Here is a 22,940-nt window from a genome sequence, read left to right on the forward strand (position 1 = left end):
GCCCTGAGATTGTTGATAAACATAGTTGTTAGCTAAATTTTGAAAAAGCCCCATGAATGGATTTCAATAGGCTCTTTCATAAGCTTTAGCAATTCTTAGCTTTTTGACTTTGAAAAAGTCCGTAATTCGGCACAGGACGTGCCGAGCCGAGCGGCCATCAGGACGATGGCATCGCGAGGGTAGGACTTTTTCAAACAAAGAAAAGCTTAGAATTGATTAGCGAAATGAACGAATGCCCAAGAAATCCTTCATGGGGCTAATCAATATATAATTTTTTAGCAGCAATAGGGTATAAAGCCCTATTTTTATTTATTAAATTTAGCCTTTATCATATTCATATAATCTGCATTTTCAAGTCCAAGTCTCCAAATAGCAACTCCAGAAAGATTATAGTTATTTACTAAATCAAGTTTATATGCAATGCTCTTGTCATTTTCAAACCAAACAGAATGTGCAACTCCATTTACATCAGTATAATTAAAATAAGGTGACTTTGACACATCATCCCAAAGGATAGTTGCATTATTGCTATTTGCAATGTTATAAATTCCATTTATACTATATGCCTTTGTGGTGCCATTTGAGGACCAGTCGTATCCGTAGGCTGCAAGTCCTAAGAAAATCTTTTCCTTTGGAACAACAGTAATAGTATAATCTATTACCTTCTGCACCCATCCAATGGATGCAATAGCACCAGGTGTACCCCCTGGGTAGTGTTCATCGTAGGTCATTAGTATAAATTGATCTACATACTTTGAAAGTTCGGCATAATCATAAGCACCTGTCCAGCTATTAGTTAAGCTGTCGTATGTTTTGGCAGGGACAGAGATACCTATTATATATCCTTGTGGTTTTAATGCAGTATAAAGCTCCTTCATAAAGGTTGAAAGATAGCTTCTGTCGTAGTAGTAAACTCCTTCAAGGTCTATGTTTACACCTTTATAACCATTTAGTTTTAGTGCATTGGATATATTATTTATAAGAGCTTGTCTATTTTGTGCATTTTCAAGTAGCTGCTTTGCTATGTCACCACTGAAGTTATTACTTACCATTGCAATAGGAACTATTCCATTGTTGTTTGCATAATTAATTTGTTCAGTTGGAACTAAACCTGATATATTTCCAAGTCCATCTGTTATATATGTGTGTGTAATTACTGTGTTTAAAAGTGAAGTATTGTTTACCATAGAATTATAGGAGGACTTGTCCCCACTGTAATAGTAGGTTGTAAATCCAATAACCTGCTTTTGATTATTAATAACAATATTCTGAGTAGTTACTTTTATATGAGCAGAATCACCTGATGTGCCATAGGTATTGTAGGCACGAACAAAAAACCAATATACTGTAGCAGGTTTTAAATTTGTAACTTTATAGCTTGTTGCTGAAGTAGTTGCGATTTGTGTGTAGTTTGAATCATTTAGAGTTGCCATAAATACTTTATAGCCTGTTGCACCTTGACAACTTGTCCAAGTCAAAGTAACTTCGCTTGTTGTTATACTTGATGCACTTATGCTTGAAGGTGCAGCAGGAGCTGTTCCTTTTCTTACTTTTGCAAAGGCTGTTACAAAACTTGTAAGTGTAAAAATAAAAAGTATGATTGATAGAATCAATTTTTTCTTATTTGTCATATACTACCCCCCTAAAACTTTATATATTATTTATCGTAACGAATAATTACAAAGTTTAAATGTAATTTATGGGTATATTACCAATGAAAAAGTAGTTTAAAACTTGAAAATAATTATATTTTGTGTCAAAATTAACCTATATAGACGTATAAGGAGGATTATGATGGATAATATAATTTCAGTTGAAAATTTATATATGGATTATGGAAGTGGGGATGTATTAAAGGGAATTAGCTTTGAGGTGCCAAAGGGGCAGATTGTTGGATATATTGGTCCAAATGGTGCTGGTAAAAGTACAACTATTAGAATATTTTTAGGAATGACAAGTGGATATAGAGGTACTGTTAAAATTTTTGGTGAAGATATAAGGGATAAATATGAGTATAAGAGAAGAATAGGTTATGTTCCAGAAATTGTTGAATTCTATGACAGCCTAACTCCAGTTGAATATCTAAATTTTATAGGAAGTATATATGGACTTGAGGAAAATAAACTCAATAAAAAGATAGACGAGTTACTAAATATTTTTGACCTCTATGAAGTAAAAAATACAAGGATTTCATCCTTTTCAAAGGGGATGAAGCAGAAGCTTGCAATAATCTCATCAATAATACATAACCCAGATTTAATATTCTTTGATGAACCAATTACAGGCCTTGATGCAAATAGTGCAATGGTCTTTAAAGAAATGATGCAGGCATTAAAAAATGAAGGCAAAACCATATTTTACTCATCCCATATTATGGAGGTTGTAGAAAAGGTAAGTGATAGAATACTTCTTTTAAATGATGGTCAAATTGTAGCAGATGGTAATTTTGAAGAACTTAAGGAGAAGGTATTAGGAAGCAGCCTTGAGGATATATTTAACACATTAACTGGATTTACAAACCATTCAGAGGTTGCAAATAGACTTGTTGAGGTAATTAATTCGTAAATGAAGGTAGATGATATGTAAATTATTGTATTTAAAATTGAATTTTTGATTAATGAGGTATTATTTTAGGCGTGTTTATGCACGTCTTTTTATATAAAGATTTTTAGAAAACGTTAACTATAATTTACATATAAAGTTATTTACCAATATTTACTTTAACAAAATTTTCTGATACAATAAAATTGTAATAATTATTACAAATATTTTTAAAATTATAGCGACCAAGTCGTATAAAGGGGGAATTATATGTTTTTATTTGAACCGTTATCATTTGCACAAATAGTTATGGGGGTTGTTGTATTAATTGCACTTATATTAATTAATGAAGTTGCTCGTAGAAGTAAGTATGTTTCAATCTTCTTATTCATTATTCTTCCAATTATATTAACCTTTACAGTATGGCCTAAAACAGCAGGAGAAGGTTCAAGTGTTGGAACTTGGTTCCATTGGGCAAAGGTATATTCTGCACTTGCAGGATGTATAGGATTTATGGCAATTAGGTATAACAAGAAATTGCAAACAAATAAATATGCTTTGATGTTCCCACCATTTATACTTTCACTAAATATTATGGAGGCAGTAATAAGAGATTTTCAATGTTACAGCTATAATGGGCTTGTTGATGGAGTTACAATAATTGGTGGTCCTTGGAACATAATGAATGGCATAGCAGGAATACTAAATATTATAACCTTATCAGGTTGGGTAGGTATAGTAATTAGTAAGGATAAAAGCCAAGATATGATTTGGCCAGACCAGCTTTGGTTTTGGATAATTGCATACGACCTATGGAACTTTGCATATGTATATAACTGTGTTTCAGACCATTCATATTATGCAGGACTTGCATTACTTCTATCCTGTACAATCCCAGCCTTCTTTATAAAAAAGGGAGCTTGGCTGCAACACAGAGCACAGACCTTAGCTACTTGGATGATGTTTGTAATGTGCTTCCCAAGCTTTGTTGATACTTCAAAGTATGCAGTAAAATCCTCCCATAGCACAACAGCATTATTTGTTGTAAGCCTACTTGCATTACTATCCAACATAGCGGTATTTATTTATCATTATTATAAAATATTCAAATTTAAGAAGAATCCATTTAAAGAAGAGGTACACAGTGACCTTAATTCCTATAAGGTTGTATTAAAGAGTAATAATTTAACAATGTAAACAAAAAGCATCTGAATTTCAGATGCTTTTTTAAATAAGAGCAATATCATTTATAAATAATACTATGTATGATATTGTTATTATGATGGAGGATGAAACAAAATTTTCTTTATGATATAATTAAGATACAAGATAAATATAGAGTTGGCAATATGTCAAATATACATATATCGCACAATAATAACGATATAATTTTAAAATATATGGCAGAGGCATTTAAAGATACGACTTTAGAATTTTTAGGTATTAAACTTCCCAAAATAAAGTCAGTAATACCAACAGATTTACCAATAATTGATGTAAAAGAAGAGGTTATGGATTTTGTGTTTTTGTTAGAAGATGATTCGTTGTTGCACTTAGAATTTCAAACAACTTATAAAAAGGATGATTTAATTAGGTTTAACTTATATGACTTAAGGTTATATAAAAAGGAAAGAAAACCAGTTAGAACTATTGTTATTTATTCAGCAGACATTAATGATGATAATATAATTACAGAATTAAGGATAGGTCCTAACAATCTTTATAAAGTAGAAAAAATTCTAATGAAAAGATTTGATGGAGATAGAACTTTAGAACATTTAAAAAGTGTAATTTTGAGTGAAAAAGAATTTACTGAATTAGACAAGTTAAATTTAATATTTTTACCTTTGATGAAATCAAAAAAAGATAAAAATGAATTAGCGATTACGGCTGTTGAACTTGCTAAAGAAATAAATGATAAAGATTTAAAAATGTTTTGTATATCAGCAATAATAGCTATTTCGGATAAGTTTATAGATAAGGAATATATAAATAAATTGAAGGAGGTGTTTGAAATGACTAAAGTTGGTTATTTATTAAAGCAGGAAGGTATTCAACAAGGTATCCAACAAGGAATAAATGAAGGTATAATAAAAGCAAAAAAACAGGATATAGAAAAATTCTTGAATAAAAAATTTAAAGAAGATTTGCACGAGATAATATTTTTGATAAGTAAAATAAATAATATAGAGGCGTTAGATAAAATATTTGATTTAGCTATAGATTGTATAAACTATGAAGATTTTAAAAATGAGATTATAAAAATACAACGTGAAAATATGTAAAAAAACCCACCCATTATAAAAATGAATTTTTAATGGGTGGGTTTTTTTAGCATTTATATTACTTATACCTTATTTTAGGTTGATTCATTTTTTCATAGGGTATAAAATATAATTAACTTGAAAAATTTTCAAATTATTGGGGTGATATTTTGTTTGATAAAATTGTAAATGAAATAAAAAATAACAAAAGGGTTATATATCTTGCACCAACAAGAGAGCTTATAGAATTTGTTAGAGGTGAAATTTTAAAAAGGGCAGGTAGCTTATACAATGTAGATGTTATAACCTTTGATGACTTATCAAGAAGGATTTCTAAAAATCATTTAGGCAGTTCTGAATTAATCACCTATGAGGCTTCCCTTGTGCTTGTTGAAGAAATATTAAAGGAGCTTGGAGAAGAAAAGATTAAATACTTCTCTAAAGTCTATGATAAAAAGGGATTTGCAGTAAATGCACTTAATGCAATAAGAAGCATAAAAAGGGAATATGTTGATATAGATGAGTTTAAGGAAATTATAAATTCCATAGGGGATGAAGTATTAAAAAGAAAAACAGAGGATTTAATAACAATATATACAGCATATCAAGAAAAATTAGCCGCATTAAATCTTATAGATATGGATGATATAATAAAGATTGCAGTAGAAAATGTAGATAAAACTACATACTTTGAAAATGTATCCTTATTTATAATCGATGGATATATAGATATATTTAAAAGTGAAAAGAAACTACTTGAAACTATAAAAAACAACTTTGCAGAAATTGAGTTTATATATCATCTTCCTTTAAATGTCCCTTATGTATATGATTTTGCAGGAAGAGAAGCTTTAGGATTTGCAAAGGAATTAAATTTTGAAATTAATGATGATGATTTTTTAAATACAAAATATAGATACCTTGCCGAAACACTATTTACCGACAGAGCTTTAGATGAGACTTTTGATGTTAAAATACTTGATGCTCCCTGCATTGAGGATGAGGTAAGGCAGGTAGCTTCAAACATAAAAGAAATATACAAAGAAAAAGGTATTGAGCTTGATAAAATAGCATTAATAGTTCCAGATAGGGAAGAATACGAGGATACACTTCTTGAAATATTCAATGAATATGGAATACATATATCCCTAAGCGATACTGAACTTCTCTCTAAAATACCATTTATAAAAACTATTATGGCACTACTTAGACTCAAAAATGAAAGATATAACAAGAACCTTTTACAGGATATAGCATCAAGTCCATATTTATTAATATCTGAAAGATATGATGTTTTAAAGGTTTTAGAGAGATATTTTAAGAGAAAAGATACAGTTACTTTCCTTGAAAAACTTCCAGATGAATTTAAGATTAAAAATGAAGATGAAGAGGTACAGAGAGAATACACAGAAAAAATATCAAAATTAAGAGATAACTATGTTAAGTTTGACGATATTATAAATAAAAAATTATCAAAATTAAAGAATAAGGCAAGTTTTGAAGAATACAAAAGGGCAGTAGTAGATATTTTAGATGAATTTGATATAAAAAAGAGCATAGTATATCTGTATAAAAAAGAAAAAATATCCCAGGAAATAATGCTACGCGACCTAAAGTCTCTGTTTGGTTTTATTGAAATGTTAAATAATCTTGGTGAAGTATATAAATATCAAACTTCAAAAATAGATTATACAGAGTTTTTAGATATATTAGATGAAAATATAACTACTACCACAGTTACTTTAAGCCCTAAAAAGAGTTATGGTGTCAAGGTTTTAACTCCAGATTTAATAAGAGGAACAAGCTATGGCTATGTATTTATAATGGGGCTAAATGAAGGAAAATTCCCTAAAATATCAAAGGCAGCAGGCATATATACAACAAGAGAAAAGGAGATAATTTATAAGAAGGGTGTAAACTTTGGAAGCAGCATATTTGAGATGGAGAAGGAAAAGATAAGGTTTATATTATCAATAGCATCTGCAGAGGAAGGACTATTTTTATCCTATAGAACATCTGGTGAAGACGGTTCTTATATTTCAAAATCACAATTTTTAGATGAGGTTATATATAAACTGGGACTTCACAAAAATTTTGAGGAAAGAAAAGTTAGAACTATGAGGGACAGGTTTAGCCTAAATAGAATCTACAGCAGAGAAGAGCTTGTTAAAAGATACTGCATAACAAAGGACAGTAGAATTAAAGAGGGTGGATTAGACTATTTAGACATAGCAATTCAGGTAGAGGAAAAGAGAAATGACGATAAGTTTACAGAGTATGATGGACTTGTTGATATAGATAAAATGAAGGACAGCAATAGGAGGGATGTATTTAGTGCCTCTAAGATTATGTCCTATAACAAATGTCCATTTAGGTATTTTATAGAGGATGTACTTAACATAAGAAAATGGGAAGATGATGTTTATTCAAATTTAAACTTTGGAAACATATATCACTATGTGCTTGAAAACTACTATAAGGATTATATAGAAAAAGAACTTGAATATAAGGAGGATAAAATAGAAGAACTTACAAAGGAAGCCTTTAAAAACTTTGGTTTGGTATTAGAGGATAACTATACAGATATAACAAGGGAACAGCTTCTTGAAAACATAAAGGGCTTTATTGATATTGATGTGAAATATAAAAATGAAATCAAATTTAGACCATATCTTATAGAAAAGGAGTTCGAATTAGATAACTTAATTGAAGGAATAAAGATAAAGGGAAGAATAGATAGAGTTGATATGGAGTATAATGGAGACAAACCAACAGGAAGATACATAATACAGGACTATAAGATATCTAATGCAAAGTCCTTAGGAGATATGTTAAAGGGAGAGGCTATACAGGTGGTGCTGTACTATTATGTAGTAAACAGTATTTTAGAAGAGGAATTAGAAATAAAGCCAGAATGTGTTGGATTGTTATATTATGATATAAATAAAACTTTAGATGAAAACAAGAAAAAGCTAAGCGGTATTATCATAGAAGAGCATAATAATGACTTTGAAATAGTTAGCAAAAAAGCTTGGAATAGAACAACTGTTGCAAAGGAAAACTTTGATGTCGTTATAACCCACATAACCCAAAACTATATTAAAGAAAGTATAGAAAAAATCAAAAGGGCAGTATTTACGCTTCCTAAGATATGTGAAGTACAAAGTGCCTTTAATTTAAGCTGTGATTATGAAGATGTCTGCAGATACAATAAATTAAGGCTCTTAAATAAATGTGAGGTGGAAATATGAACATAGAATATATAAAGAATGTGTATGGGGTTAATGATGAACAGGCAAGAGCCCTTGATATAAGTAAAAACATTGCACTACACGCTGGGGCAGGTTCTGGTAAAACAAGGGTTTTAACAAGAAGGTTTTTAAGGCTTCTTCTTGAGGGGGGTGCCAATGTTGACGATATTGTTGCAATAACTTTTACTAAAAAGGCAGCCCTTGAGATGAAGGAGAGGGTTATAGATTTAGTAAATAAGTTTATAGAGCAGGAAAAGGACAGCAAAAAAAGAGACGCTTTAAGAAAAATAAAAGAAGAACTGCCTCTTGCCAACATATCAACCTTTCACAGCTTCTGCGATACGCTTGTAAAGGAAAATTATTATATTGTTGGCATTGAGCCTATGTATAAAATTGTTGAAGAGGTTGACACATTAACTTTACTTAACAGAATAGCCGATGAAGTACTTGATGAGTTTGTAAATAACTCTGAATATAGAGATAAATTTGAAACGGTTGCAGAAATTTTAGGGGTTGATTATTTAAGTAAAAAGAAAATAATAGAGGATGTAAAGCATTTATATAAAGAAATAAAGACAAAGGGAGACAGCATAGAGGAGGCAAAGAAATTTACAGAGAATAATATAAATAGGTTTAACGAACTTAATCCTAAGGAGGAGAAAAAAAGGGGAAGGAAATCTAATAATACAGATGAGGAAGATTTAGAAAAACTACAAATTATAATCCATCTTGTTATGGACTTGGTGGATTCTGTAGATAAAAAGTATTCAGAAGAAAAGAAAAGTCTTGGAGTATTAGATTTTAATGACCTTGAAAAATACACCCTTCAGATACTTGAAGTGGAGGAAGTTAGAAATAGGATAAAGGAAAGATATAAATACTATCTTGTGGATGAGTTTCAGGATACAAACGATGTTCAACTAAAGATATTAAGCTACCTAACAGAAGAAGGAAATAAAATAAAAGATGGTAAACTATTTGTTGTTGGAGATATAAAGCAGTCAATTTATCTTTTTAGAGGTGCAAATTATAAAGTATTTGAGGATGTTACAGATAAAATTAAAAATTCAGGTGGAGAAAAGCTAAACCTTTCAACAAACTACAGAAGCCACGACAAAATTGTTGATATTATAAATAATATGTTTGAAAATTTAATGGATGCCTATGAACCTTCAAATGTTTCAAATGGTGTAAAGGGTGAGGCAGGTTTTGATTTTTGTATATTAGAAACGGAAGAGAAAACAAATTTTGATACAAAACAGCTAAAGGAAAGAAGGGTAGAAGTAGAAGAGCTTAAGTTTTTTTTAGAAAAAGAGGACAAAGATGAAAAGAGGAGAAATGAAGCAGAATACGTTGCAGAAAAAATATTAGAATTAAAAGAAAAGGGAATAGAATATAAGGACATCGCAATTTTATTTAGAGGAAGAAGTGGAGTATTGGAATTTGAAAACTCCCTAAAGAAGAGGCAGATACCCTATACAATTCTTGGAGGAATAGGATATTTTGAAAGACAGGAGATTAGGGATTTAATAAACATAGTAAGGTTTATATATAGATATGAGGATAAGCTCTCTCTTCTTGGTGTATTAAGAAGCCCCTTTGTGGGACTTTCAGATAATGAGGTATTAGATGTATATAATATAATAAATGAAAATAAATATATAAGCTCAGCACAAAATTATAATGACAAGGTAAAAAGGCTCTTTGAACTTAAGGAAGAGGCTCCTTTATACAGTGTATCAAGTTTCTTAAAGAAGTTAGATATGGAACTAAAAATAAAGGAGATACTTCTTCTTCAGGAGGATGGAGTACAAAAGTATAGAAACTTTGAAAAGTTTTTAGAGATTGCAGAGGAGTTTGATAGAAAGGGAATCTATTCATCAATTGAGTTTGTTGATTATTTAGAAAACCTAATAGAAGTATCCCAAAAAGAGGGGCAGGCCTTTTTAGATACAGAAAACAGCAATGCAGTAAAGATAATGACAATACACGCATCAAAGGGACTTGAATTTGAGGCGGTATTTATTCCTTCCATTGATTATCAAATTGAAAAAAGCAATAGGAATAGGTTTGTTTATGATAAATTTAATGATGAAAAGGGAAGATATGGTATAGTAATAAACCACGATGCAATAAAAAAGGATGGTTTATACAAATACGTAGAAGAAAAACGAAAAGAGGAAGAAAAGAAGGAAGAAATAAGAATATTTTATGTTGGTGTAACAAGGGCAATAAGATATTTGTCCTTAAGTGCAGTTAGGAAAAAAAGCGAAAAAACATTGATAAATTATTTGGTAGATTGTGGAATAAATTTTGAGAGGTATGTTGAAGAAACAAGTACATTTAAGGACTATAAAAAGGAAAAAGAAGAAAATAATTATGAAGAAGACATCTTTGATATTAATAATGCTTTAGAAAATATCAACACAAAAATTGATTACATACCAAAATCAATATTCAGCATATCAAGGTATATGCTATATAAGGATTGCCCAAGAAGATACTTCTTTAGATATGTTGCAAAAATAGACGAAGGCTTATTGGATATTGATTTTTTAAATAAAAAAGAAGATGAAGATGAACAAAATGAAGCAGAAATAGTAAAAAACATAAACGCAGCAGAGGTTGGAAAATTTGTTCACAGCATCCTTGAGGATGTATCAAAGGGTTATAAAGTAGATATTGAAGATAGGATAAATAGAGAGTTATACGAAATTTCAAATGAACAAAAAGAAAAAATAAAAACAATGGTACAAAACTATGAAAAAATAGAAAAAAGTATAAAAATAAATGGAGAAAAGTTATTCTCCCATCAAGAGTTTAACTTTAGAGTACCTCTTCCAAATAAAGATATTATTTTAATGGGAATAATTGACAGATTAGACGTATATCAAATTGGTGATACTAAAAAGGCAGTTGTTATCGACTACAAAACAAACAAGGTTAATAGCGAAGAGGATAAAGAGAAAATAAAAAATCATTACCTTCCTCAATTTATTGCCTATAGATTTGCAGTAGACAAAATATACAATATAGATATTGAGAAGATGTATCTATATCTTCTTGATACAGGTGAATATATAGAAATGGATATAAAGGATGAAGATATACAAAATGGTATAAATGATATTGTAGAAGTATTTAACTTTATGGAAACAAACAGGGAATTAAGTAATTACGATAGATGTGGAAACTGCTACCTTTGTAATTATAGATTTATCTGCGAATAAAATTAACCATATTTTTACCATATTAAAAGATAATTTTAGTAGAATAAAATTAATAAATATTAATGAGGTGGAAATTATGAGATATAGGGTTATAGGTGAAGGCTTGCCAGTTGTAATTTTAAACTTAGATAGGGGAGAAACAATAATGACAGAATCTGGCGGAATGTCCTGGATGAGTGATGGCATTGATATGTCAACTAATATGGAGGGTGGACTTTTCAAGGGCCTTGCTCGTGCCTTTGGTGGTGAATCAGTATTTTTGACAAGATATACAAGCAAAAGAGACAACACAGAAATAGCTTTTTCGTCATCATTTCCCGGGAAAATTGTTCCTTTAAACCTATCACCAGGGCAGTCAATTATTTGTCAAAAGCACGCATTTTTGTGTGGAGAAAGCTCTATAAATCTTGATGTTATATTCAACAAAAGGCTTGGAGCAGGTTTCTTTGGAGGAGAAGGCTTTATTCTACAAAAAATAACAGGACCGGGTATTTGCTTCCTTGAAATAGATGGAGAGGCAGTAGAATACAATCTTGCCCCAGGTGAAATCCTAAAGGTTGATACAGGCCACGTTGCAGCCTTTGAACCATCCGTTAGCTATGATATTGTAACAGTAAAGGGCTTTAAAAATGTATTCTTTGGAGGAGAAGGACTATTCCTAACAGAATTAAGAGGCCCAGGCAAGGTTATATTACAATCACTACCAATTCAAAACCTTGCAAGAGAGATAATACCTTATATACCTGTTAAGCATAATGATTAATTTCTAAAAAATTTACACAATTTCAAAGGGGATTATATTATAATAGTAGAATAAGGCAAATATTACCGCCTTATTTTACTATTTATTTTTTAGAGGGGGAACAATAATGCTTTCTAAGGAAGATTACCAAAAAATAGTAAATAGATTAATGTATATATTGGGTAAAAATATAAATATAATAGATATAAATGGAATAATAATTGCGTCGGGTGATGAGGAAAGAATTGGAACCCTTCACGAAGGTGCCAGGGAGGCTGCAACTTTTAAAAAGGAAGTAATAATATGCGATGATAATAAACATTTATATAAAGGAAGCAAAAAAGGAATAAATATCCCCATATTTAATAATGAAGAGGTTATCGGTGTTGTTGGAATTACAGGAGAGCCTAATGAGGTATTAGGCTTTGGTAAGATTATAAAAGAGCTTGTGGAGCTTATGGTTCAAGAATATGAAAACAACAAATTTCAAACCTTTCAATTAAGAGCCATCGAAAACTTTACAAAGGAGCTCTTTAAAAAGCAGACCTTTGAGAAGGAGGAGCTTTCTGTTTTAAAACATAGAGCAGAGATTGTAGGTTTTAATTTAAAAACAAAAAGATACATTATTGTACTTGATATAATAACCTTTAATAGTTATATTAACGCAAATTCTCTTAATGAATTTGACGTACAACAAATTAAGCAGAGCATTATAGACGATATTAAGTTAAAACTTTCTAAAAAAGATATAATATACAACATTTCAGAGGATAGGTTTGTTATAATAACTCAAAATGAAAACCCCTTAGATTTAAGTAGGGGTATTCAAAAGGAAATATATAATAAATACAAACTTAAGTTTAACATCGGAATAGGGAATGAATGTCAAGATGTAGAGGATTATTATATCTCCTTTACTATAGCCAATAAGCTTATTAAAATAGGAAGAATATTAAATGAGGAAATATTATACTATAAGGACTCTTTACTTTATCTAATCTTAGATGAAGTTCCTGAATATATAAAAAAGCTATACATAAATGAACTTAAGACGAACTGTTTTGATTTAAACAAAAATGTGGAACTTCTGACTACTTTAAAGGTTTACTTTGAAACAGGTATGAATATAAAGGAAACGGCAGCAAGGCTTTATGTGCATACAAATACAATAAAATATAGACTCGACAAAATAGAAAAAATGTGCAATGTAAATATAAAGGATCCCTTCGAATGTATGAAAATATATTTTTATATAGCTTTAAAACAAATATCCCACTCATAGGGATATTTGTTTTTTTGGTACAAAAAATAAATTTTAAATCCTCAAAAAATTATATAATTTTTACATTTTATAGTCTTATAAAGAGTAATAGAATTAATATAGGTGGTGGTTATATGAGGGTATTAATTGCTCCAGACAAATTTAAGGGAAGTCTTTCAGCAATGGAAGTATGTAAAAACATAGAGATAGGAATAAAAAAGGTTTTTAATGATGTAGATATAGAAAATGTCCCAATGGCAGATGGAGGAGAGGGGACTGTTGAATCATTAGTAGATGCCACAGGAGGAAATATAATAAAAACTATTGTAAGAGATCCTATTTATAGGCAAATACTAAGCTTTTATGGGATATTAGGTGATGGCAAGACAGCAGTTATAGAAATGGCCGCAGCATCGGGACTTTATCTTTTAAAGGAATATGAAAGAAATCCACTTTTTACAACAACCTATGGAACAGGCCAACTGATTTTAGATGCATTAGATAAAGGGTGCAGAAAATTTATAATCGGCATTGGTGGAAGTGCTACAAACGATGCAGGTGCTGGTATGGCAATGGCACTTGGAGTAAAATTTTTCGACTCGCTTGGGAATGAAATAGGATTTGGTGGAGGAGAGCTTGGGAAGGTATGTTATATAGATACATCTAAAATAGATAAAAGGATATATGAAAGTGAATTTATTGTTGCTTGCGATGTAAAAAATCCTTTGATTGGTGAAAATGGTGCAAGTAGAGTATACGGACCTCAAAAGGGGGCAACAGAGGAAGTAGTTGAAATACTTGAGAAAAATTTGAGCCATTTTGGAATGCTACTTGAAAAAACATTTAATAAAGAGATAATAAACTACCCTGGTGCAGGGGCAGCGGGTGGGCTTGGTGCAGGACTTCTTGCCTTTTTAAATGCAAAATTAAAAAGCGGTGTTGATATAGTTATGGATGTTTTAAACCTTGAAGAAAAAGTAAAGGGAGCAGATATTGTTGTATCTGGAGAAGGTAAAGTAGATGCCCAAACAGCCTATGGGAAAACGATATATGGTGTAGCAAAGCTCTGTAAAAAATATAATAAACCTTTAATTGTTATTGCAGGTGCGGTTGAGGATGTTGATGCACTTTATGATATGGGGGTTACAAGTGTATTTTCCATTTTAGATAAGCCGATGGCATTAGATGATGCTGTAAAGGAGGCACCAATATTAATTCAAAATATTTCAGAGAGGGTATTTAGGTGTATAAAAGCCTTTAAGGCTTAAAAAATATAAGGAGGGGGATTTATGTCAGGTCCATATTTAGTATTTGTTCTTTTACTTGCCATTGTTTTTATAGTAGTTACAACTTCAAAGTTTAAACTCAATCCATTTTTAGCTCTTATATTTGCTTCTTATTTACTTGCCTTTGCTGCAAAATTACCCTACGATAAAATCACAACAATAATTACACAGGGGTTTGGAAATACCTTAACCAATATAGGTATAGTAATTATAGCTGGTGTAATAATTGGAACAATTCTTGAAAAATCAGGTGCGGCAATTAAAATGGCAGAGACAGTTATAAAGCTTGTTGGAGAAAAGAGGCCAACTTTAGCAATGAGCATTATAGGTTATATTGTTTCAATTCCTGTATTCTGTGATAGTGGTTTTGTAATTTTAACCCCACTTAATAAGGCACTTGCTAAAAAGACAAAGACCTCTTTAGTTGCTATGTCAATTGCACTTTCCACAGGTTTATATGCAACACACGTTTTAGTTCCACCAACACCAGGACCAATTGCAGCAGCTTCAAATTTAGAGCTAACTAATATTCTTCTTGTTATTGTTTTTGGTCTTATTCTTTCTATTCCTGCATTAATTGTAGGTAATGTGTATGCTAATAAGGTTGCATCAAAATATAGTTTAAATATTACAGATGATGTTAGCTATGAAGAGGTTATGAAAAACTATGGCAAGCTCCCAAGTGCTTGGAAATCCTTCGCACCAATAGTTGTTCCAATAATTTTAATGGCATTAGGTTCAATTGCAAAGTTCCCAGGAGATCCATTTGGCAAAGGACTTATATTTAAACTATTTGTTTTCCTTGGAACTCCTGTTAATGCACTATTAATTGGTATGTTCTTTGCCTTCTTGTTGATACCAAATGTAGATAAGGAAACAAAGAATAAATGGATACAGGAGGCTATGAAGGACTCAGCAATGATTTTAATAATAACAGCTGCAGGTGGTTCGCTTGGAAATGTTATAAAGGAGATAAAGGTAGGCGAATATTTAGGACAAACATTAGCAGGCCTAAACATAGGTATAATCCTTCCATTTATAATTGCAGCGGCAATAAAGACAGCACAGGGTTCATCAACAGTTTCACTATTAACAACATCAGCACTTATGCTTCCACTACTTCCAACACTCGGATTTACTTCTGAAGTTGCAAGAGTTCTTGTGGTTATGGCAATAGGAGCAGGTGCAATGACTGTAAGCCACGCAAATGACAGCTACTTCTGGGTTGTATCTCAATTTGGTGGAATGGATGTAAAAACAGCCTACAAGACACAAACAGTTGTAACTCTACTTATGGGTATAGTAACAATAATATCAGTCTATATTGCATCATTAATATTGTTGTAATGGATAGGCAGCCGCAAGGCTGCCTTGAAACATTTATTATGATAAAATATAATTTTTTATAAAGGATTTTCTATAAAAAAGAAGAAAATATAATTATAAAACAAAAGAAAGGCAGATAATTATGGGTGTTGAAAAGTTAGAATTACTAAACAGAGGATTGAAGGATATAGAATATAAAGATATAGGGGATGTATATAGAAAAATTGAAGAATTGTATAAAAGGCTTCAATTAAATCAGGGAATAGATTTAAAAAAATGTTTTACAGGTTGTAGTGATGTTTTTTTAACAGAACTTAAAAAAGCATTTGGTAGAGCCAATGAAATAAATATTATTGTATCATTCTTAATGGAATCAGGAGTTAGACTTATTTTAGATGATTTAATTTTTGCGAAAAATAGAGGAGCAAAAATTAGAATAATAACAGGAAGGTATTTAAATATAACTCAACCGTCAGCTATATATCTTTTAAAAGACAGGTTAGGGGACTATGCTGATATAAGATTTTATAATGAAGAAAATATATCGTTTCATCCTAAGGCATATATTTTTGATTATAATAATGGGGGAGACATATTTATAGGTTCATCTAACTTGTCAGAATCAGCATTAACAATGGGTGTAGAATGGAATTATAGGATAGAAAAAACAACAAATCCAGAGGATTTTCAAGAATTTAAAAGTGAATTTTTTAGAATATTTGAAGAGAATTCATTGAGGGTGGATGATGACTTATTAAAAAAATATAGTATAGAATGGAAAAAGCCAAAGTTTGTTTTTGATGAAAATAAAGAGTACAAAAATGTAATTAATCTTTTTAGACCTAAAGGTGCACAGATAGAAGCTTTGTATGAACTAAAAAGAAGTAGATTAGAGGGATTTAACAAGGGACTTGTTGTAGCTGCAACGGGTATAGGAAAAACATATTTAGCTGCTTTTGATTCTTTAGAATTTAAAAGGGTATTATTTGTTGCACATAGAGAAGAAATATTGAAACAAGCCGCTGAGTCCTTTAAAAATGTTAGGACGAAGGATAAAATAGGATTTTTTAATGCTGAAGTTAAGGATTTAGATTGCGAGATATTATTTGCATCTGTTCAAACACTTGGTAAAGAAGAATATTTAAGTGATGAGTATTTTGATAAAAATTTCTTTGATTATATTGTAATAGATGAATTTCATCACGCTGTATCTTCAAGGTATATGAATATAATTAAATATTTTGAACCTAAATTCTTATTAGGTCTTACAGCAACACCAGAGAGACTGGATAATAAGGATATATTTGAACTATGTGACTATAATGTTGTTTATGAATTAAGGTTAAAGGATGCAATAAACAAAGGGTATCTTGTTCCTTTTCATTATTATGGCATATATGATGAAACAGACTTTTCAAATATTCCAGTTATAAATGGAAAATATAACGAAGAAAAATTAGAAGAAGTTTTAATGTTAAATAAAAGGGCTGATTTGATATTAAAAAACTACTTAAAATTTGATAAACAGAGGACAATAGCCTTCTGTTCCTCAAAAAGACACGCTGAATATATGGCAGAATACTTTAATGAAAATAAAATAAAGTCCTGTGCTGTGTATAGTGGTGAAAAGGGAGACTTTTCGTTGGAAAGAGATAAGGCAATAGAAAAATTAAAAGAAGGAGAAATAAAGGTTATTTTTGTTGTTGATATGTTTAATGAAGGAGTAGACATACCTGATATTGATATGGTAATGTTTCTAAGACCTACAGAGTCTCCAACTGTGTTTTTACAGCAATTGGGGAGAGGTTTAAGAAAATCAAAGAATAAAAATTATTTAACTGTTTTAGATTTTATAGGAAACTATAAAAAGGCAAATTTAATTCCATTTTTCTTAAGTGGTTCAGACTATGACATAGAAAGAATAAGAAAAAGTAAATATGTTGTTAAGGAAGAAGATTTTCCAGATGGATGTATTGTAGATTTTGATTTTAGAATAATAGATATTTTTAAAAAGCAGGCTAATGATTTGATGGGTATCGAAGAGATAATTCTTAATGAATACTTGAGAATAAAGGAATTTTTAGGGTATAAGCCATTGAGACACGATTTTTATAAATACATTGATGATGCAATATATTCTAATATGAAAAAAGCTTCTAAAATAAATATACTAAATGATTATATTGAGTTTCTACATAAAAATAATGAACTTGATGAAGATGAAGAAAAAATTTATGGTACACTTGCACATAAATTTATAAATTTTATAGAAAAAACATCGATGTCAAAAAGTTATAAAATGCCAGTACTTCTTGCCTTCTATAATCAAGGTAATATAAAATTTAAACTGTCTGAAGATGATATATACAATAGCTTTAGGGAATTTTATTCTAATCCCTCAAATGCTGTTGATATGCTTAAGGATAAAGGTACAGCAAATTATAAAAGTTGGGGGAAGAAGGAGTATTTAAAGCTTTCAAGAGAAAATCCAGAAAAATTTTTAGCAAAAACAAATCCAGAATTTTTCTATAGGGATGGAGAATACTTTTGCTTGGTTGATGACTTAAATGTTTATTTAGATAATAAAGCATTTATTAAACATTTTAAGGATGCAGTAGATTATAGAACAATTAGATATTATAAGGAGAGATTTAAAAATGAATGAAACAATAGAATATTACAATAAAAATGCATTAGATTTTTATATTAATACCAAGGATGTGGATATGCAGAAGCTATATGATTTTTTTCTAAAATATTTAGAAAAAGGAGCCAAGATACTTGATTTAGGATGCGGCTCTGGGAGAGATGCAAAGCATTTTTTGGATAATGGTTATGATGTAGTTGCATTAGACGCGTCAATAGAAATGGTTAGATTATCAAGTGAGTTAACAGGTAGAAAAACAGTACATAAAACTTTTAACGAATTGGATTATGAAAATGAGTTTGATGCTATTTGGGCTTGTGCTTCTTTACTACACGTATCAAGGAAAGAGATAGACGATATATTATACAAAATCTCAAGGGCTTTAAAACCAAATGGTATTTTATTTGCATCCTTTAAGTATGGAGATAAAGAGGAATTTAGAAATGGTAGGTTTTTTAATTTTTATGAAGAGAAGTCATTTAGAGAGCTAATAAATAATCACCAATATTTTGAGATAGTTGAAACACTCATAACAAAAGACGTAAGACAAGGAAGAGAGGATGAAATCTGGTTTAGCGTTATTTTGAGAAAAATATAGTTTAAAGGGGACTGTCTTTGACGGTCACCTTTGTGTCATATATTGTCAATAAATTACCTTTGCGTAACAATTTTTAAAGTGATAAGATTGATTATAGTATGATATATGTATTATTGTATTTATTTGTAAAAAGACTATAGTAAAAGGGGATGATTAGATGGGATTTAGTTTTTTAGCAACTTCAGACCTGCATATTGGTATGAAGTTCAAAAACTATATTGATAATGTAAGTAGAGAACTTCAGGAGGCAAGGTTTAGAGCATTAGAGAATATGGTTAACATAGCAAATGAAAGAGGTTGCAGTCTATTTTTAATTGCAGGGGACCTTTTTGAAAGTGCAGCAGATACAAATAGAAAATACATAGATGAAATCATATCTATACTAAAGAAATTCCACGGTGAATATGTTGCAATTCTTCCAGGAAATCACGACTTTTTCAATGTTACAAACTTTTGGGTAACCTTTATAAACAGCATAAAGGATACAAATATAATACTTTTAAATGAGTATAAACCCTATGAACTTGAAATAAACGATGAAAAGGTTGTTCTATATCCTGCATATTGCGATTTAAAACACTCAAAGGAAAATAGGCTTGACTGGATAAAAGAGCATAGGGATTTTGACAAGGATGCCTTCAACATACTTGTTGCCCACGGTTCAATAAAGGGTATTTCACCAGATATGAAGGATGAATATTTCAGTATGAGTATTGATGAAATAAATTCTTTAGGAGTAGATATGGCTGTTGTAGGTCATATGCATATAAACTATCCCTTTGTAGATGAGGTTAAAAATCAAAAGCTTCTAATCCCAGGTACTCCAGAACCAGATGGACTTGATTGTAGACACGAGGGGTATGCCTGGGTTGTAGATGTGGTGGACAAAGGGAATTTTAGTGCAGCAAAGGTTAAAACAGGTACATACAGGTTTGTAGATGATAAATGCATAATTAACTCATATAAGGAGCTTGAGGATTATAAAAACAAGCTTTTAGAGGACAATCCTAAGTTTAAGATTGTAAGAGTTTCTTTTTCAGGAAGTATTGAAGGCGATTATAGTGATGAAAGAAAAAAGTGCTTTGATGACCTATCAAAGAAGCTCTTTTATTTTGAATACAGCGATAATATAAGAAAGAAATTTGATAAGAGCCAGATAGATAAAGAGTTTTCAATAGGTTCACTTCCACATAGAATTTTAAGCAAAATAGACGATAAAGAACTTTTAGAACTTGCCTATGAAAAGATAATGGAGGTGAAAAAATGAAGCTAAAGAAGGTAGAATGTAGACAGTTTGCTGGTTTGAGGGATAAGAAGGTTGAGTTTTCTGATGGCCTAAATGTAGTGTATGGTAAAAATGAGGCAGGAAAGAGTACAATTGTTGAGGCAATTTCAAACACAATCTTTAAGGATGCAAAATTAGGAAGTAGAAGTAAGGAGGATAAGGAGTTTAAGAAGCTGTTTTTCCCTTATCCAAATGGTGATTTTGCGGAATCTTTTTTAGAGATTGAAAATGATGGGGTTGACTTAAAAATAAGTAAAAAGTGGTCTGATAAAAATCCATCATCTTATTTAGAAATAAAGGGAACAAAAATATCAGATGAAAAAAGGATAAAGGAAGAGATACTCAAAATTTTCTCCCAAGGGGAGGCAACATATAATAAGCTTGTATTTCAAAGGCAGAGGGATTTTAAAGAATCTATACAAAAAATTGCTGAGGATAAAGATATAAGAAATTCTATATTTGAATTTGTAAGTACATCAACCCTTGAACTTGATGGTGTATCTATAGAGGATCTAAAGGCTAATATAGATAATGAAATCAAGGAATTGACAAATAGCTGGGATATGGATAGAGAAGCACCTCTTAATAATAGGGGAATAAATAATCCGTATGTTAAAAATGTTGGATTAATCTTAGGAAGTTATTATAACAAAGAAAAGGCAAAGTTAGAGCTTGAGGAAGTAATAAATATAGAGGACGACAGGGACGAAGTTTTAAAGAGGTTAAAGGAGTTAGAAAAGGAATATACTGTTGTCAAAAGCGAGTTAGATGAGCTAAGGGCCTTTGAGAAGGATGCATTACAAAGGGCAGCGATTGAACCTAAAAAGGATAGGCTAAAAGCTGAATACGATAAGCTAATTGAGGTTCAAAAAATTTGGCCACAGTATCAAACTAAATTAGATGATAAGAAAAAAGAATTGGCGGTGGTTGAAGAGAATATTAAAAATCTAATAAAGGAAGAGGAACAAAACCTAAAGGCAAAGGAAAAAGAAGAGATAGAAAAGAAGTTAAAGCAGGTAAAGGAAAAACTTGAACAAGTAGAGGATTTAAAAAAGAAGCTTGATGAATTAAAGGAGATTTCAGAACAGGATGTTAGAGGACTTGAAAAGATAAAAAGAGATATAGAAAGGTTAGAAAACCAAATAAATTTAGGTGAGTTTACAGTAAGTATAAATATAAAAAATAGAAAGCCTATATATTTAACAAAGGATTTAGAGGAAAAAAGCAGAGTAGAAGAGTCGGTTCAGGCAACTGCAAAGGGATATGCAAAGGTTGAAACAGATGATTTTGATTTTGAGATAAAACTTAAGGATTTTGACGTAGAAAAGATAAGGGAAGAGTATGTAAAATTAAAGAGTGATTATGCAGGTATTTTAGAAAAGTTTGGGGTTAAGGATGTTGATGAGGCAAGGGAGATTGCAACAAAGAGAAATTATTTAAGTATAGAAATAGTGAATAAAAAGAAGGAGATACAGATTGTTTTAGGTGAAGATACAGTGGATGAATTAGAAAAGAAGCTTGCTGAAATTGGGGTTGTTACTCTATCAAGGTCAATAGCAGAGATAAGAAAAGAGAAGATGGAATTAGAAAATAAGAAGATCACAATATTAGCCGAGATAAAAAATATAGAGTCAACTATAAAGGAATGGGAGAATAAGTATAAAACACCTGAGGAGTTATTTAATAGATTAGTAGATATTATGTCAGAAATAAAATTATTAGATAAGGAACTTGATAAATTAAAACCACTTCCTGAAGGGTTTACTTCGGTTATGGAGTTTAATGAGTATTTGAATGATATTAAGGAGAAGGAACAGAGTTTGTTTAATGAGAGAGGAAAACTACAACAGCAGTACTATACGATAGAGATTGAACTTCAAAACAAAAAGTCAAGTAAGGATCTTGAGGAAGAGATAAAGATATATGAGGAAAACTATAAAAACTATCTAAAGAAGGCAAAAAATTTAATTAAATTAAAGAAATTAATAGATGAAACATTAGATGATATAAATAGTAATACCTTTGATCCAATTGTAGATAGCTTTAATAAGTATTTAGCATATATAACAGGAAATAAGTATAAGGTTAAGGACTTTAATGAATCATTGGAGTTTGAAATAGGAAATGATACATCTAATCTATCAATAGACTTATTGTCAACAGGAACATACGATACTGTTGCCCTTGCACTTAAGTTTGCACTGATTGAAAATATGTTTGACAATGAAACTTTTATAGTTTTAGATGACTGCTTAGTAGATTTAGATGAAGATAGAAAACAAAAGGCAGCAGAGCTTATAAAGGAATTTGCAAAGAAGCATCAGGTGATTTTTACAACTTGTAGTATGGATATAGCAAAATTATTAGAAGGAAAATTGATTTGTTTGTCATAGAACATGAGGTATTAGAAAATATTTATTACCAAATCTATATGTAATTTAAATGTGGAGTTGTAAGAAAATATATCTAACAACTCCTTTTTTTAGTATGCATTTTAAATTTTAATATA

14 protein-coding genes are annotated in these 22,940 nt (G+C 30.5%); 13 read left to right on the forward strand and 1 reads right to left on the reverse strand.

From position 1 onward, the window contains the following. Positions 1–305 precede the first annotated feature (305 nt). The gene (locus A3M9_RS0106495; RefSeq protein ID WP_027308505.1) at positions 306–1,631 is read right to left on the reverse strand and encodes a glycosyl hydrolase family 18 protein; all 1,326 of its coding nucleotides are present in this window, start codon (positions 1,629–1,631) and stop codon (positions 306–308) included. 160 nt (positions 1,632–1,791) lie between these two features. On the opposite strand from A3M9_RS0106495, the gene A3M9_RS0106500 reads away from it, so the two are divergent. The 13 genes from A3M9_RS0106500 (at position 1,792) to A3M9_RS0106560 (ending at position 22,824) form a co-directional block, all read left to right on the forward strand. Beyond that, complete coding sequence (locus A3M9_RS0106500; protein ID WP_370882846.1) at positions 1,792–2,565, forward strand: ABC transporter ATP-binding protein; 774 nt, start codon at positions 1,792–1,794, stop codon at positions 2,563–2,565. 246 nt (positions 2,566–2,811) lie between these two features. Next, the gene (locus tag A3M9_RS0106505; protein WP_027308507.1) at positions 2,812–3,738 is read left to right on the forward strand and encodes a DUF5692 family protein; all 927 of its coding nucleotides are present in this window, start codon (positions 2,812–2,814) and stop codon (positions 3,736–3,738) included. 152 nt (positions 3,739–3,890) lie between these two features. Beyond that, positions 3,891–4,826: a hypothetical protein gene (locus A3M9_RS0106510; RefSeq protein WP_027308508.1), complete on the forward strand. Its 936-nt coding sequence runs from the start codon at positions 3,891–3,893 to the stop codon at positions 4,824–4,826. Between the two features lie 149 nt (positions 4,827–4,975). Further along, the gene (locus A3M9_RS0106515; protein WP_027308509.1) at positions 4,976–8,056 is read left to right on the forward strand and encodes a PD-(D/E)XK nuclease family protein; all 3,081 of its coding nucleotides are present in this window, start codon (positions 4,976–4,978) and stop codon (positions 8,054–8,056) included. Then, the gene (locus A3M9_RS0106520; protein WP_027308510.1) at positions 8,053–11,286 is read left to right on the forward strand and encodes an exodeoxyribonuclease V subunit beta; all 3,234 of its coding nucleotides are present in this window, start codon (positions 8,053–8,055) and stop codon (positions 11,284–11,286) included. The genes A3M9_RS0106515 and A3M9_RS0106520 overlap by 4 nt, the downstream gene beginning before the upstream one ends. Positions 11,287–11,362: 76 nt before the next feature. Further along, positions 11,363–12,049, forward strand: a complete 687-nt coding sequence (locus tag A3M9_RS0106525) for a TIGR00266 family protein (protein WP_027308511.1) — start codon at positions 11,363–11,365, stop codon at positions 12,047–12,049. A 106-nt stretch (positions 12,050–12,155) separates the two neighbouring features. Continuing rightward, positions 12,156–13,310 carry a sugar diacid recognition domain-containing protein gene (locus A3M9_RS0106530; RefSeq protein WP_027308512.1) on the forward strand — a complete coding sequence of 385 codons (1,155 nt, stop codon included), beginning with the start codon at positions 12,156–12,158 and terminating at the stop codon, positions 13,308–13,310. A gap of 113 nt (positions 13,311–13,423) precedes the next feature. Continuing rightward, the gene (locus A3M9_RS0106535; protein WP_027308513.1) at positions 13,424–14,557 is read left to right on the forward strand and encodes a glycerate kinase; all 1,134 of its coding nucleotides are present in this window, start codon (positions 13,424–13,426) and stop codon (positions 14,555–14,557) included. Between the two features lie 21 nt (positions 14,558–14,578). After that, entirely contained in the window at positions 14,579–15,922 is a 1,344-nt protein-coding gene (locus A3M9_RS0106540; protein WP_027308514.1) for a GntP family permease, read from the forward strand. Between the two features lie 121 nt (positions 15,923–16,043). Further along, positions 16,044–18,566 carry a DEAD/DEAH box helicase family protein gene (locus A3M9_RS0106545; protein WP_027308515.1) on the forward strand — a complete coding sequence of 841 codons (2,523 nt, stop codon included), beginning with the start codon at positions 16,044–16,046 and terminating at the stop codon, positions 18,564–18,566. Continuing rightward, on the forward strand, positions 18,559–19,146 hold the full coding sequence (locus A3M9_RS0106550; protein ID WP_027308516.1) for a bifunctional 2-polyprenyl-6-hydroxyphenol methylase/3-demethylubiquinol 3-O-methyltransferase UbiG: 588 nt from the start codon (positions 18,559–18,561) through the stop codon (positions 19,144–19,146). Before A3M9_RS0106545 ends, A3M9_RS0106550 begins: the two co-directional genes overlap by 8 nt. Positions 19,147–19,303: 157 nt before the next feature. Continuing rightward, positions 19,304–20,413: a metallophosphoesterase gene (locus A3M9_RS0106555; RefSeq protein WP_027308517.1), complete on the forward strand. Its 1,110-nt coding sequence runs from the start codon at positions 19,304–19,306 to the stop codon at positions 20,411–20,413. Then, a complete protein-coding gene (locus tag A3M9_RS0106560) occupies positions 20,410–22,824 on the forward strand; it encodes an AAA family ATPase (RefSeq protein WP_027308518.1) in 2,415 nt (804 codons plus the stop codon). The genes A3M9_RS0106555 and A3M9_RS0106560 overlap by 4 nt, the downstream gene beginning before the upstream one ends. The last annotated feature ends 116 nt before the right edge of the window (positions 22,825–22,940 follow it).

Origin of the sequence: Caloramator sp. ALD01, assembly GCF_000472625.1 — a bacterium.
GTDB lineage: Bacteria > Bacillota > Clostridia > Clostridiales > Caloramatoraceae > Thermobrachium > Thermobrachium proteoclasticum.

Coding starts and splice junctions, on each gene's coding strand:
- A3M9_RS0106510 (WP_027308508.1), top strand. CDS start 3,891: ATGTCAAATATACATATATCGCACAATAATAACGATATAATTTTAAAA.
- A3M9_RS0106545 (WP_027308515.1), top strand. CDS start 16,044: ATGGGTGTTGAAAAGTTAGAATTACTAAACAGAGGATTGAAGGATATA.
- A3M9_RS0106525 (WP_027308511.1), top strand. CDS start 11,363: ATGAGATATAGGGTTATAGGTGAAGGCTTGCCAGTTGTAATTTTAAAC.
- A3M9_RS0106550 (WP_027308516.1), top strand. CDS start 18,559: ATGAATGAAACAATAGAATATTACAATAAAAATGCATTAGATTTTTAT.
- A3M9_RS0106560 (WP_027308518.1), top strand. CDS start 20,410: ATGAAGCTAAAGAAGGTAGAATGTAGACAGTTTGCTGGTTTGAGGGAT.
- A3M9_RS0106555 (WP_027308517.1), top strand. CDS start 19,304: ATGGGATTTAGTTTTTTAGCAACTTCAGACCTGCATATTGGTATGAAG.
- A3M9_RS0106495 (WP_027308505.1), bottom strand. CDS start 1,631: ATGACAAATAAGAAAAAATTGATTCTATCAATCATACTTTTTATTTTT.
- A3M9_RS0106520 (WP_027308510.1), top strand. CDS start 8,053: ATGAACATAGAATATATAAAGAATGTGTATGGGGTTAATGATGAACAG.
- A3M9_RS0106530 (WP_027308512.1), top strand. CDS start 12,156: ATGCTTTCTAAGGAAGATTACCAAAAAATAGTAAATAGATTAATGTAT.
- A3M9_RS0106505 (WP_027308507.1), top strand. CDS start 2,812: ATGTTTTTATTTGAACCGTTATCATTTGCACAAATAGTTATGGGGGTT.
- A3M9_RS0106535 (WP_027308513.1), top strand. CDS start 13,424: ATGAGGGTATTAATTGCTCCAGACAAATTTAAGGGAAGTCTTTCAGCA.
- A3M9_RS0106500 (WP_370882846.1), top strand. CDS start 1,792: ATGATGGATAATATAATTTCAGTTGAAAATTTATATATGGATTATGGA.
- A3M9_RS0106540 (WP_027308514.1), top strand. CDS start 14,579: ATGTCAGGTCCATATTTAGTATTTGTTCTTTTACTTGCCATTGTTTTT.